This is a genomic window from Myxococcus sp. AS-1-15 (genome assembly GCF_020037055.1).
GTDB classification, from domain to species: domain Bacteria; phylum Myxococcota; class Myxococcia; order Myxococcales; family Myxococcaceae; genus Myxococcus; species Myxococcus fulvus.
Map to the genome: position 1 here is coordinate 1 of NZ_JAIQDF010000018.1, position 14,183 is coordinate 14,183.

Consider the following 14,183-nt stretch of genomic DNA (forward strand, 5'->3'; position numbering starts at 1 on the left):
CGGTTGGTTTCACCGAGGAGCTTCCCTCTTTCCCGCTCGTCCCTGCTCGCCGACTACACACTTATAGGGACACGACCGAGCCGGATAGAGAGCCATTCGATGCCCTTCCCGGTGACGAGCGTCTGACCGAACTTCCTTTTAGTGATGCCGCGCTGCTGATGCAGAGTCACAAGCGTGGCGTGATTTCGGAAGAGGCCACGGTCAACGTACTTGGAGTGGGCGATAAGCCGCTTCTTTTGCCGGCCCGCCTTAGACGGGCGCCGGAAGCAGAAGCTTTCCTCTTCGAGTGCGCCGTAGAAATCCCTGGGGCGGATGCGCAGGTATGTTGCGGCATCCAGAAGACAGAAATCACCCTCAGAGTCGGCGAACTCCTCGTAGAACTTCACGGCTGGGGCCTGTGCGGCAATGTGCTTGCCCTGCTCCTCAACCTTGTCGGTCAGATCTGCGCAGAGGCGGAAGAGAGTTGACCGTGACATGGTCAGGAGTGCTGGAAGGTCTGGGACCTTCGTAGCACCTGCCACGGAGTTGGAGCCCGTCTTGCGAATGGAAGGAAGCACTTCCTTCCGAAGCCAGCTGCGGAACCGCGCTGCCCCTGGCTTTCGTCCGCTTGGTACGAGAGCGTAGACGCCCGACTCGCTGATGGCCGTGATTTCCTGGGGGCCTCTAGGCGTGTCCACTACCACTAGACGCTCTTCATCATCCTCCAGTCGAGCAATGGCAGCTCGGTGTTTGATGATTCCGAGTATCGCGCACACGTCCGTAGCGACAAACCAGGGCTCACCATCGTCTTCGAGGACGACTCGAACAGGAGCAGTGCCCTCAAACAGGAAGGGCACTAGCGGAGCGGGACTGCGGTTGCACGTCATGGGGACCTCCAGCGGCGGGAAGAGGCACTGATGCGAGGGAAAGGCACTCCCTCTCCACGAAACTGTGCGCACCGTGGCCGGGCGCGGCTGATCGCGCCGACGCCCTAATCCCTGGCCTGCACGGGACCGTGTCACAATCACATACGTGCCCATTTGTGAGCGCGCAAGTCCAGTGTGTTGAGCGAAGCGTTTTCGGAGGAGAGGACTGTTCGGGTGTGCAGTATTTCTTGCGCCACCCCGAACCGGTGGCCGAACCGGCGGAATTGGGTGAGCCAACCACACCTGGACGCCGGATGTGAAGTGCCTTCTCGGTCAGTACCGGGGGCTCTCCGCATAGTCTCCGCGCAGCATCCGCAACCGCCAGCCCCCCTGTCGCGAGAGCACGCCGCGCAGTTGGTCGATGATGAGCCGGAGCTCTCTGGCGTCTCGCGGCCAGTACCGCGCGCTCCCACCAAAGGAGTAATCCCCATGCGCGTCGTACACCTCGAGGTGCGGCGCGCGTCCTGGCCCCTGCGCTGCGCGCAGGCCCTCGGCCTGTCAGAGAACCTTGGACATTCCCCCCTGTGTTAGGAGAGTTGTCGCCGCCGCGCAGCGGGCCTCGCACGGGAGCGTGGTGTGGAGGCGGGTCATTGCCCCGCCAGTGCCGCAGCCCGGCCTAAACCACTCACGGCGTCCGTTCCTTCTTCTCTTCCACCTTCGCTGCGGACTACGAAGGGCTCTGTGCTGCGTGGATAAACGTATCGGCGCTCTCAGTGTATGTGGCTGGATGACGCCGTTACATACCACCGGGGAGTGATGGCTCTACCACCGGAGGGTGATGGCTCACCACATGCCTGTAGCGGCATGTATCTCCCGTGCCAATCGCTCCCATGCCGTGCGCGGGTGATATCGCGCAGGTCCGCCACCGTCAGTATTTGGTCGACGAGGTCATCGCTCCTTCGGATGTCCGGGAGCAACACACCCTCGTCCGGCTCACGTGTCTCGATGATGACGCACAGGGACGTCCCCTGTCTGTCTTGTGGGAACGTGAACTCGCTGCTCGGGTCATCCGACCGCACCAGGGTGGACTGGGACCTCCCGCGCGCTTCGACGAGCCGCGTCACTTCGCCGCGTATCTGCATGCGCTCAAGTGGAGCTCCGTCACCGCCACCGATGCCCGGCTCTTCCAAGCGCCGTTCCGGGCGGGCATCCACTTGATGAATCATCAGCTCACGCCTCTCAAGAAGGCGCTCGAGCTGCCTCGGGTGAATCTCTTCATCGCCGATGACGTGGGGCTCGGGAAGACCATCGAGACGGGGCTGGTGTTGCAGGAACTCATCCTCCGCCAGCGCGTGGACCGTGTCCTCATCGTCTGCCCGGCGTCGGTGACGCTCCAGTGGCGCGATGAAATGGAGAAACGCTTCGGCCTGCGCTTCGAAATCTTCAACAGCGAGTTCGTCTCCCGCCGCCGTCAGGAGCGCGGCTTCCAGGTCCCCGTCTGGGCCACGCACTCTCGCTTCATCGTGTCGTACCAGACCCTGCGGCGCAGCGAGTACTTCGAGCCGCTGAAGACCCTCCTGGAGGAGAAGGGACACCACAAGTCCTTGCTGGTGCTCGACGAGGCACACGTCGTCGCGCCCGCCTCGGCCAGCCGGTACGCCATCGACACGGAGACCACTCGTAGCATCCGCTCCCTGGCGGAGCGCTTCGAGCACCGGCTCTTCCTCTCCGCCACGCCCCACAACGGCCACTCCAACAGCTTCTCCGCGCTGCTGGAGATGTTGGACCCACAGCGCTTCACCCGTGGCACCCGCGTCCGCGAATCACAGCTGGCTCCCGTCATGGTGCGCCGGCTCAAGGGTGACCTTCGCGCCCTGGGCAGCTCACAGCGCTACCCCGAGCGACACGTGGTGGGCGTGCGCCTGACGCATGACTCGGGGCGCTGGCACGCCGAGTGGCTCGCCCCGGACGGAAAGACCGTCGAGGAGCGTGTCGACCTGGGCGAAGCCTCCGCCCCGGAACTGGAGCTGTCCCAGAAGCTGGCGCGCTACACGGAACTCATGGCGCCCGGCACGAAGCAGGGGCGCCTGGTCTTCATCAACCTCCAGAAGCGCCTCCTCTCCAGCATCGAGGCATTCCACCGTACCCTCTCCGTCCACGCGGCGGCCTTCGGCTCGGGGACGCGGGTTCCCGACGGCGGAGCGCTCACTGGCGACACGGCTCCCGAGTCCGAGGAGCACGGCGAGACGGACGATGCACTCGAGCTGTCGTTCGCGGAGACCATCCGCGAGCACAGTCAGACTCTGTCGACCAACGCCCAGGCTCGCAAGCTCCTGGAGGACATGCTCCAGCTGAGCGCCCGGCACCGCTCGGCCCGGGACGCGAAGCTGCGGGCCCTGCTCCACTGGATTCGCGAGCACCAATGTCCGCTCACCAAGGGCGCTCCGTGGAAGCCCCGTCGGGTCATCCTCTTTACCGAGTATGGCGACACGCTCCGTTATCTCAAGGAGCAGCTCACCGCCGCCTTCGAGGGGACCCACCGGGGGGATGAGCGCATCCTCACGCTGACTGGTGGCATCGATGACGTGAAGCGCGCGGAGGTGCAGGCCGCCTTCAACGGCTCGATGGAGGAGTTCCCCGTGCGGGTCCTCCTCGCGACCGACGCCGCGCGCGAAGGCATCAACCTGCAAGGCCACTGCGCGGACCTCTTCCACATCGACGTCCCGTGGAATCCCTCACGCATGGAGCAGCGCAACGGCCGCATCGACCGTGCCTTGCAACCCGCTCCCATCGTGCGCTGCGGCTACTTCGTCTACGCCCAGCGTGCCGAGGATGCGGTGCTCGACACCCTCGCTCGCAAGGTGGAGACCATTACTCGCGAGCTGGGCAGCCTGGGCTGTGTGCTGATGGACCAGATGCACGATGCCCTCGCCTCGGGCATCTCGAAGGGCACGCTGGAGCGCGTCTCCCGCGCCGCGACCTCGACTCGCACGGAGGTGACGAAGCGGGAACTGGAGTCCCAGCGCACGCTCCAGTCCCTGCGCAAGGAATTGGATGCGATTGGAGAGCTCCGCGAGCGCAGCGGCAAGGTGATGGACTTCAATTCCGTCCTGCTGCGCGATGCGCTGGACGTGGGGTTCGAGCTGGCCGGTGCGGGCCGGTTGGAGCGGGAGACCCTCACGGAAGAGGGCCGGACGCTGGAGGCCTGGAGGGTCCCCGCGCTTCCCGCTTCTTGGAGCACGACCCTGGATTCCATTCGTCCGCGCCGGGCGCACGACGAGGCACCCTGGGAGTGGCGCAAGCGCCCCCTGTCTCCCGTCGTCTTCGAGGCACCTCCGGGCGTCTCCAGCAAGCTCGTCCACCTGCACCTGTCCCATCCGCTCGTCCAGCGGGTGCTCCAGCGGTTCCTGGCCCAGGGGTTCTCCGCGAACGACCTCAGCCGTGTCACCGTGGTCCAGACCCAACGCGACGCCGTGGCTCGCGTCATCGTCTTCGGCCGGTTGTCTCTTTTCGGCGAGGGCGCCGCGCGGCTCCATGACGAGGTGGTCTCTGTCTCAGCCAGGTGGCTGGACGGCGGCGGCCGAGGGCACCTGAAGCCCTTCGCCGATGAGGCGGACCGCAAGGTCATCGACCAACTGGAGACCACGCTGGCGGAAGCGCCCGCGCTCTCCTCGATACCGAAGGCCGTCCAGAAACGCCTGCTGGCCAGTGCCGAGTCCGACTTCTCGAAGCTCTGGCCCGCCATCGAGGAACAGGCCTCGGCGCGAGAGCAGGGGGCTCGCAAGAAGCTGGCGGCGCGCGGCGCATCCGAAGCCAAGGCGCTGACTCAGATTCTCCGCGAGCAGAAGGAGGCCATCCAGGAGGCACTGAGCGCGCAGCTCGAGCTCTCGCTCGACGCCCAGGCCGAGAAGGACCAATGGAGGAGGGACAAGGTGCACCTCGAACAGCGATTGGCGGCACTCGGCAGGGAACTCGTCGAACAACCTGAATCCTTGAAGGCCACCTACGCCGTGCGGGTCGCCCGCCTGGTTCCCGTGGGCATGGTCTACCTGTGGCCGGGGGCTCGCTGATGAACGGTCAGAGCCTTGGCGGGGATGTCGAGCGTCGCTATCACCAGACGTGGATGGGGATGGCGCAGCCCATCGAAGGACTGGTGGTCTCCATCCCGGTCCTCGAGGACGCGCAGTGCATGCAGCGCCTGCCCGTGTCCGCTCAGTCGCGCTTCGTCCTGTTGGCGGGCCGGGAGTCACCTCGCGTGACGGATGTCCCGCGCTTCCTCCGCGAGGTGCTGGGCTACACCGAGGAGGATTTCACCACGAGGTTTCCGGAGGACCTCCAGCTCGATATCGAGGAGGGGCAACAGACCCTCAAGCCCTCGCGGGGGCTGTTGCGACGAGGGCCTCCTCCCTCGAAGCCGGAAGGGTTGCCGGATGACTCCACGCCCATCAGCCGCGCCGCGGAGGGCTTCGCGCTCCTGACCTGGGAGCTGCCGGCCGGGCTGGACCTGGACAAGAAGGAAGACACCACGGGCGCGTGGTTCTACGAGCCCACCGCCAAGTTCGACCGACTGCTGCGGGCGGCCCGTGTCCCCATCGGTCTGCTGTTCAACGGGGACTCCGTGCGCCTCGTCTATGCGCCCCACGGAGAGACCTCCGGGCACATCACCTTCCGGTTCAAGGACCTCGTCACCGCCAGCGGTCGTCCGCTGTTCGACGCGATGGTGATGCTCCTGCATGCGCGCCGCTTCTTCGGCGTGCTGCCTGAGCATCAGCTCCCCGCGCTCCTGGAGCAGTCACGCCGCCGGCAGGCGGATGTCACCGACGAGCTGGCCGACCAGGTCCTGGAAGCGCTCGGCATCCTGCTTACGGGTTTCGAGACGGCCGCGGAACGGGATGGCTCTCGGGCCCTGGACGAGGCGCTCTCACGAGGTGAGGAGCATGTCTACGGCGGGCTCCTCTCCACGCTCTTGCGGCTCGTCTTCATCCTCTACGCGGAGGACCGGGGCCTGCTCCCCGTGGACCAGGAGCCCTATCGCGATGACCTGTCGGTGAAGGCTCTTCACGCGCAGCTCGTCGAGGACTGCTGCCAATACCCCGATTCGATGAATCGGCGCTTCGGTGCGTGGCCTCGGTTGTTGGCGCTCTTCCGGTGCATCTACCTGGGGGCCTCGCACGACAAGCTGCGAATGCCGGCACGGCGTGGGGAACTCTTCGACCCTGACGCATTCCCTTTCCTGGGGGGAGTGGGCTCCTCCGAGGAGGGCACGGATGCGCGGGTGCCTCCCATCGATGACGAGACGGTCCTGCAGGTCCTGGAGCGGCTCGTCTTCCTCAATGGGCAGCGACTGAGCTTCAAGTCGCTCGACGTGGAGCAGATCGGCTCCGTGTACGAGGGCCTGATGGGCTTCCACGTGAAGCGCCTGACCGGGGCTGGAATCTGCCTCAAGCCCTCGAAGGTATGGGTCTCCGTGGACGAGGTGCTGGCACAGCCCTCGAAGCGGCGTGCGGCTTGGCTGGAAGAGCAGACGGGCCTCGACGCGAAGGCGGTAAAGGCCCTGTCGAAAGCGCTGGAGCAGGCCTCTACGCAGCAATTGGTCCTCACCGCGCTGGAGCCGTACCGCGCGAAGGGGACCGAGGCACGGCGCGCATCCCAGCTGGTGCTGCAACCCGGCGACGAGCGGCGACGGACCAGCAGCCACTACACGCCTCGGAGTCTGTCGTCCCCCATCGTCCGCCGGGCGCTGGAGCCCTTGCTCAAGACCATGGGGCCGCAGCCGTCTTCCGAGAGACTCCTCAACCTGAAGATCTGCGACCCGGCCATGGGGTCGGGTGCGTTCCTGGTGGAGTCCTGCCGCTTCCTCGCGGACCAGGTTGTCGCCGCCTGGACACGTGAGGGCGTGCTGAAGCGTGACAAGCACGAGGACGAGGTGATGCGGGCACGCCGGCTGGTGGCCCAGCGATGCCTGTACGGTGTGGACAAGAACCCATGGGCCGTGAAGCTCGCGAAGCTGTCGCTGTGGCTCGTGACGCTGGCGAAGACGGAGCCCTTCACCTTCCTGGACCATGCGCTCAAGTGCGGGGATTCGCTGGTCGGGCTCGACCTGGAGCAGCTTCGAGCGTTCCACTGGGCCCCAGCCCGCAAGAAGCAGTCGGAGTTGTCCTGGGCGTTCATCTCGAAGGCGCTGAACTGCTCGCTGGAGAAGCGGGAGAAGATCCTCCAGCTCGCGCTCGACCTGGAAGGGCCGGACCGCAAGCCGCTGCAACTGGACCTGGAGCCCGGTCGAGTGAAGGAGGGGCTTCTCCGGGATGCGGACGAGGCGTTGGGGGACATCAAGCACATCGCGAATGCGTGCGTCGGGGCCTTCTTCGCCCAGGGGTTGGACAAGGAGCGGGAGAGGGAGCGCGTCCGCCGGTTGGACCTGATTGGGGCGTGGCTGTCCAAGGCGAAGAATGGGGTTCCGCCTCCCATTCCGGCGGACATCGCGGCCTTCTCCGCGCCGTCGTGGACGTTCCACTGGCCGCTGGAGTTCCCGGAGGTCTTCCATGGGAGCCGGCCAGATCCGCTCGACAATGAGCAGCCGAACAAGGCTGCGTGGATCGATGGGTTCGTGGGGAACCCGCCGTTCGCGGGAAAGAACGCCATCATCGAGACGGGTGGTGAGAACTACCTCCCTTGGCTCCAGGCGGTTCATGAGGGGGCGCACGGCAACGCGGATCTCTCCGCGCACTTCTTCCGCCGTGCGTTTCATCTTCTGGGTGAGCACGGCAGCTTCGGACTCATCGCCACCAACACCATCGCGCAGGGGGACACGAGGGCCACGGGGTTGAAGTACCTGGTGGACCACGGTGGTCACCTCTACGACGCCGTGCGCTCCATGAAGTGGCCGGTGGCTGGCGCCAATGTCTCGGTGTCTGTAGTGCATCTGGCAAAGGGGCACGTCTCCGGCCTGATTCTAGAGCCTCGCTTGGATCGCCTGCCCGTGAAGTGCATCAACTCTCGGCTTCGTGGCAAACCCGAGCGATTAGAGCCCGTGGCGCTCACTGCCAACATGGGGAAGAGCTTCCAGGGAAGCATCGTCCTTGGAATGGGGTTTGTACTGAGCCCTGAGCAGCGCTCGACTCTTGTCTCGAAATCATCAAAGAACGCGGCGCGCATCTTTCGCTACGTGGGTGGCGAGGAGCTCAATTCCGACCCGAGTCCTGAACTCGAAAGGCACGTCATCAACTTCGGGCAGATGGAACTACAGGAAGCGGAACGCTGGCCCGACCTCATCCGTACCGTACGGGAGTTGGTGAAACCTGAGCGAGACAAGGCCAAGGACAGAGGCGCGAAGCAGTTCTGGTGGCAGTTTATCCGGCCGCGTCCTGAGCTCTATGAAGCGCTCCGTCCATTGAGTCGTTGTCTTGCGACCTCTCGAGTCTCGAAGCACCTAATGTTCTCGTGGCAGTCGCCGTCTGTCGTGTTCAGCGAGCAAGTCATTGTCGTTCCTGTCGAGCAGGCCCACTGGTTGACGACCCTGCAGTCACGGGTGCACGAGGTCTGGGCACGTCTGCTGTCATCCTCCATGCGCAACGACCTTCGTTATGCGCCGAGCGATTGCTTCGAAACCTTCCCCTTCCCGGTCTCCGCAAGAGCCTCCGCGCTCGATGCGATAGGCGAACGGCTCCACTTCGAGCGCAGCCAGTACATGCAGGCCCACAGCATCGGCCTGACGACGACTTACAACCGGCTCAAGGACAAGTCGGTCACCGACGCCGCGACTCAGCGTCTGCGGGACCTGCATGTGGCCGTGGACCAGGCCGTCCTGGATGCCTATGGCTGGAAGGACATCCAGGTTCCTCCGTACTGCGGAGCTACTCCCAAACAGCTCGAAGCCTTCGAGGACGAAGTTCTCGACCGCCTCTTCGAGCTGAACGAACGCCGCGCCTACGAGGAAGCGCATCCCACCGTCCGCCGTCCCTCGAAGTCCCGCGCCCAGACCGCTTGAGGTCTCCCATGCATGCTTCTGACACGGGAGCGGTCCGCTCCCACCTCATCGATGCGCTCGAAGCGGACCTCGTCGGTCCGTTCCACAAGCCTCCAGGGGCTCCCGTCTCGGACGCCTCGGAAGTGCTCCGCACACCACCGTCCCGCTGGTACCTGACGGGCTTCCTCGTCCCGCTCGACCAGGGTGTCATCGAGGATGACCCCGATGACGAGGAAGACGACCTGGCCGCGGGCAATGACGAGGACGACGAGGAATCTTCCCGACCCGACCCGACCGCCAAGAAGGTGCGCCGCCTGCCCGCGTCCATGGGCCTGTCCGTCTTCGTCCCCGCGGGCACGTCCCAGCTCACCGCCCATGTCTGCTGGGCGGACTACCAGCGCATCGATGCAGAGGGGCGCAAGCAGTGGCGCCGCACCTTCCATCAACGCACCGTCACCCTGCACCTGAACGACGCGACTCTGCGGGAAGGACTGTACGTCCAGGACAGCGGTGGCCTGCGCCTGGAGGGCCATGTGGAGATGACGCGCGAAGGCGAGCTCGCGGTCGCCATCTTCCTCGTCAACGCACGCCCTCCCACCAGCACCTCCGCCGACCGGGACGAGGCCTACGTCTTCCAAACCCACCTCGCCCTAGAATGTGCGCAGGGCTTCGTCAGCCGACAGGACTCCAGCGACGCCAGGAGCGAGGACGAAGACGACCTCGTCAACGACCTCCAGTTCCGTGACCGCCAGCGGTGGGCCGTGGGCCATGGCATCTCCGTGCGCATCCCATCGACCTCCGTCCCCGTCACCCGCGTGGAAACGGACTGGCTGCCACGCGTCGAGGTGCTGCCTGTCGAAGCGCGGCAGCTTGACGAGGTCACGGTGAGCATGGAGGAACTCGCCGCGTTCACGACGCCCTCGGAGGCCGTGGCGGCCCTGCTCCCCCTGGTCCGAACCTACCGTGAATGGGTGGCCACCCAGGCCAATCTCGCCGTCGGCAGCGAACGCCGCGAGGAGACACGGGATGAACTCATACGCAGGGCTCGCCGTGCGGCTGACCGCATCGAGGACGGCATCCAGCTCCTGGCCCGGGAACCTCTCGCCTTCGACGCCTTCCGCTGGATGAACAGCGTCATGGCCCAGTCGGAACGCAAGGTCCGGCAGGACGAGGCTCCCAAATGGCGTCTCTTCCAGCTCGCGTTCATCCTGCTGAATCTCCCCTCCGTCGAGGACGAAGGCCATGCGGACCGTGAGCTCGTGGAGCTCATCTTCTTCCCCACCGGCGGCGGAAAGACGCAGGCCTACCTGGGACTCATCGCCTTCACCTTGCTCCTGCGCCGCCTCCGAGGGCAGGCCCACCTCCACGGCGGCCTGGGCGTGGCCGTGCTGCTTCGCTACACGCTGCGGTTGCTCACCCTCGACCAGCTCGGTCGCGCCGCGACACTCATCTGCGCGCTCGAAGGGCTCCGCCAGCAAGAGCCCCAACGCCTGGGCGCCGTGCGCTTCTCCATCGGACTGTGGGTCGGCCGCTCCGCGACCGCCAACACGCTGGAACAGGCCTCCACACAAATCACCGAATACAAGAACGACAACAGCGCCCGCGCGCAGTCTCCGTTCCCGCTCGCCACATGTCCCTGGTGCGCCACTCCGTTCGAACGGGAATGCTTCATCCTCCGCCCCTCCAAATCCAGACCGGAGGAAGTGCTCGTCGGCTGCGCCAACATCGCGTGCGCCTTCAACCTCGGCCGCAACCCGGAAGGGCTCCCCGTCCTCTTCGTCGACGAGCAGATCTACCGGGAGCTGCCGTGCTTCCTCGTCGCCACCGTGGACAAGTTCGCCATGCTGCCGTGGCGTGGAGAGACGGGCTCGCTCTTCGGTCGTGTCCTCGGTCGTACCGGCAAGCGCTTCGTCGGTCCATGCAACGATGCCGCGGATGTGAAGGCGGCGCTCGTGATGCTCCCGAAGGGACTGCTTCCCCCGGAGCTCATCGTGCAGGACGAACTGCACCTCATCTCCGGCCCGCTGGGCTCCATGGTGGGCCTCTACGAAGGCGCCGTCCTGACGCTCGCGCCCCGGGCGAAGCTGGTGGCCTCCACCGCCACCGTCCGCCGCTCCCGGCAACAGGTCAGTCGCCTCTATGGACGGGACGTCGCGCTCTTCCCTCCGCCCGGCGTGGATGCCTCCGAGACGTTCTTCGCCTCCGTGGGCAAGAAGGGCGCGCGCCAGTACTTGGGCGTGGCTGCACCCGGGCGGCCCATGAAGGCCCTCCTGCTGCGCGTCTATGTCAGCCTGCTCGCCGCCGCCGCGCGCGGAGAACAGCTCCACGGCGCCGTGAGCGCGGACCCGTACCTGACGCTCGTCGGCTACTTCAACAGCCTGCGTGAGCTGGGCGGCATGCGCCGGCTGGTCGAGGACGAGGTGCGCCGACTGGTGATGGACCGCGTCCGCCGTCGTCCCGAGGACTTCAGCAAGGACGCCGAGCATCCCTGGTACCGGGGCAGGACCATCCGCGGCGAGCCCATCGAGCTGACCAGCCGGGAGAAGACGGCCGACATCAAGGCCTCGAAGAACCGCCTGGAGCTCACGCACGGTCAGCCCCAGAGCATCGACGTCGTGCTCGCCAGCAACATGATCTCCGTCGGCGTGGACATCGACCGGTTGGGGCTCATGGTCGTGGCGGGACAACCCAAGACGACCAGCGAGTACATCCAGGCGTCCAGCCGCGTGGGCCGCAAGATGAACAAGCCCGGCCTCGTGGTGACGTGCCTCAACGCCGCCAAGCCCAGAGACCGCAGCCACTACGAGCGCTTCGGGACGTACCACGAGTCGTTCTATCGCTTCGTCGAGGCCACCTCGGTGACTCCCTTCTCGGCACCGGCGCTCGACCGGGGGCTGGCGGGCGTGGTGGTGGCGCTGGGCCGGCTGCTGGACACCGCCATGACCGCGCCCCTGGAGTGGAAGTCCCTGCAGGCGCACCGGGACCGGCTGGAGCAGGCGCTCGAAGCACTGGCGAAACGCGCGGGCCGAGAACTGCCCACGGAGGAGGCGGAGCGCGCCAGCGACATCGTGATGCAGCGCGCGCGAGGCCTGCTCGACTCGTGGCGCAACATCATCGAACAGGCGAAGAAGGACGCCGCCCAGCGCGCGTACTCTCGCTACGACCCGGAGGGGAAGGGGCTCAAGCCCCTGCTGCACGGCTTCCTGGACCGGACCGACGACCTCACCCAGGACGAACTCAAGTTCGAGGCACCCACGTCCATGCGTGACGTGGAGTCCTCGGTGCACCTGTGGATTTCACGTCAGCCCCTGGGTGGCTACCGCGCCCCGAAGGCCGCGACGGAGGAGGTGGCGCATGACGAGCCGTAGGAAGTGGACCCGGGCCCGCTCGACGCGGCCGCCGGATGGGCGCGTGCGCCAGAGCCAGGTGGTCTCCACCTTCGGCCCCGGCAGCATGCTGGACCTGCTGAATGACGCGGTCCTCGTGGGCGGCCTGGACTTCTGGCGCCTCAAGGGGCAGGGCGAGGTGGTCAACGAGCCACGGCTCTTGGAAATCGTCGAGCCGCTCTACCACCGCAACAAGTGGCCGCTCAGCAAGGAGGCTCCCTTCCGCAAGCCTCCCGCTGGAGACGAGCGGGAGCCGACGGAGTCCTGCGGCATCCAGGTGTATGAGTTCCCGCGCTGGTTCGTCTGCCAGAACCCCCACTGCCGCACGCTGGTTCGGGCCAACAGCCTGGAGCGCGTGAACCAGGAGTACCGCCACCGCTGCGCGGGTGGGGACGCGAAGCCCGAGCGCTGCGTGCCGGTGCGCTTCGTCTCGGCCTGTCCTCGTGGGCACCTGTCGGACATCGACTGGACCTGGTGGACACACGAGCGCAAGCCTTGCGACGCCCCCCAGCTCAAGCTCGAGGAGGGCGTGAGCGGTGACTTCAGTGACATCGAGGTCGCGTGCTCGACGTGCGGCAAGCGCAGACGACTCATCGACATGACCCACAAGGAGCAGCAGGACCGCTGCGACGGGGAGCGGCCCTGGCTGGGATTGGAGGCGAAAGAGCGCTGCGACGAGAAGCAGCGGCTGCTGGTCCGCACCGCCAGCAACGGCTACTTCGCGCAGACCACCAGCGCCATCACCATCCCTGAACCGGAGTCACTCCGGCGCAAGGTGCAGTCCGCGTGGAACATCCTCCAGTCCGCCACCGCGGAGACGCTGCCGGCCTTCCGGACCATCCCCCAGGTCCAGGCGGCGCTCGGCTCCGCCTCCAACGCGGAGGTGCTGGCGGCCATCACCGCGGAGCGCGAGCACTCGCCCGAGGCCGTCCCGGAGATCCGCACCGCGGAGTGGCTCCAGTTCCTCGCACAGCCCCAGGAGAAGCCTGGCGAGATGCCCAGGGACCGCACCGAGGTCTTCTGGGCCCGGCGCATCGCTCGGCCCCAGGGACTGCCCCCGCTGGTCGAACGCGTGGTGCTGGCGCGACGGCTGCGGGAGGTCCAGGCCCAGGTCGGCTTCACCCGGCTGGAGCCCCTGACGAAGGACCTCCAGGGGCGCTACGACCTGGACGTGGCGCTCGCGCCGATGTCGCTCCACCGGGACTGGGTCCCCGTCACGGAGATGCAGGGCGAGGGAATGCTGCTGGTGCTCGACGAGCCGCAGGTGCACGCCTGGGAGCTGTCCGAGCCCGTGCTGCGGCGCGAGGAGGTGCTCCGGGCGGGCTATGAGTGCTGGAAGCAGGGCTCCGGCTCGAAGCTCCCTTTCCCGGGCGTGCGGCTCTACCTGCTCCATTCACTGGCGCACCTGTTGATGACCCAGGTGGCGCTGGAGTGTGGCTATCCCGCGAGCTCCATCCGCGAGCGGCTGTACTGCGCGCCGCACAGCGACGCCGTCCCCATGGCGGGCATCCTGTTGATGACGGGCACCACGGGCGCGGAAGGCACGCTGGGCGGCCTGGTGGAGGAGGGGAGGCGACTGGGGCAGCACCTCGCCCGGGCGCTGGAGGACGCGCGCCTGTGCTCCAACGACCCCGTCTGCGCGCATCACGAACCCACGGGCCGTGACGACCGCGACCTGGAGGGCGCCGCGTGCCACGGGTGCCTCTTCCTCCCCGAGTGCTCCTGCGAGCGCTTCAACCAGTACCTCGACCGAGCGCTCGTCGTGCCCACGCTGGGCCACGAGGACGTCGCCTTCCTGAAGACGCCGTGGACCTGAGCGGCGAGGTGACCGTGGACCTGGGGCGACAGAACGCGGGGGCGCATCCTCTCGTCGGTCCACGGACACCTTGCGGCCGGGGGCAAGCTCGCGTCAGGCCCGGGCTCCAGTGACAAGGAGAACTCGCAACCCTTCAACAACCCGTTCCGGCGCCACAAGCTCTGACGTCG

General features: G+C 66.6%; 5 protein-coding genes. 4 read left to right on the top strand and 1 reads right to left on the bottom strand.

Features of this window, described 5'->3' with window-relative positions:
• Positions 1 to 53: 53 nt before the first annotated feature.
• Positions 54 to 1,019: a BRO family protein gene (locus K8625_RS44680; RefSeq protein ID WP_370642015.1), complete on the bottom strand. Its 966-nt coding sequence runs from the start codon at positions 1,017 to 1,019 to the stop codon at positions 54 to 56.
• A gap of 716 nt (positions 1,020 to 1,735) precedes the next feature.
• Here K8625_RS44680 and drmD point away from each other — a divergent pair.
• Genes drmD through drmB form a run of 4 tightly spaced genes read left to right on the top strand, consistent with a single transcriptional unit; the run spans position 1,736 to position 14,013 of the window.
• A complete protein-coding gene (drmD, locus tag K8625_RS35985) occupies positions 1,736 to 4,915 on the top strand; it encodes a DISARM system SNF2-like helicase DrmD (RefSeq protein WP_223785311.1) in 3,180 nt (1,059 codons plus the stop codon).
• Complete coding sequence (locus tag K8625_RS35990; RefSeq protein WP_223748813.1) at positions 4,915 to 8,832, top strand: DNA methyltransferase; 3,918 nt, start codon at positions 4,915 to 4,917, stop codon at positions 8,830 to 8,832. The genes drmD and K8625_RS35990 overlap by 1 nt, the downstream gene beginning before the upstream one ends.
• A gap of 8 nt (positions 8,833 to 8,840) precedes the next feature.
• Positions 8,841 to 12,179, top strand: a complete 3,339-nt coding sequence (gene drmA, locus K8625_RS35995; protein WP_223748814.1) for a DISARM system helicase DrmA — start codon at positions 8,841 to 8,843, stop codon at positions 12,177 to 12,179.
• Complete coding sequence (gene drmB / locus K8625_RS36000; protein WP_223748815.1) at positions 12,166 to 14,013, top strand: DUF1998 domain-containing protein; 1,848 nt, start codon at positions 12,166 to 12,168, stop codon at positions 14,011 to 14,013. Before drmA ends, drmB begins: the two co-directional genes overlap by 14 nt.
• The last annotated feature ends 170 nt before the right edge of the window (positions 14,014 to 14,183 follow it).

Coding starts and splice junctions, on each gene's coding strand:
- drmA (WP_223748814.1), top strand. CDS start 8,841: ATGCATGCTTCTGACACGGGAGCGGTCCGCTCCCACCTCATCGATGCG.
- K8625_RS35990 (WP_223748813.1), top strand. CDS start 4,915: ATGAACGGTCAGAGCCTTGGCGGGGATGTCGAGCGTCGCTATCACCAG.
- drmB (WP_223748815.1), top strand. CDS start 12,166: ATGACGAGCCGTAGGAAGTGGACCCGGGCCCGCTCGACGCGGCCGCCG.
- drmD (WP_223785311.1), top strand. CDS start 1,736: ATGCCGTGCGCGGGTGATATCGCGCAGGTCCGCCACCGTCAGTATTTG.
- K8625_RS44680 (WP_370642015.1), bottom strand. CDS start 1,019: ATGGGCACGTATGTGATTGTGACACGGTCCCGTGCAGGCCAGGGATTA.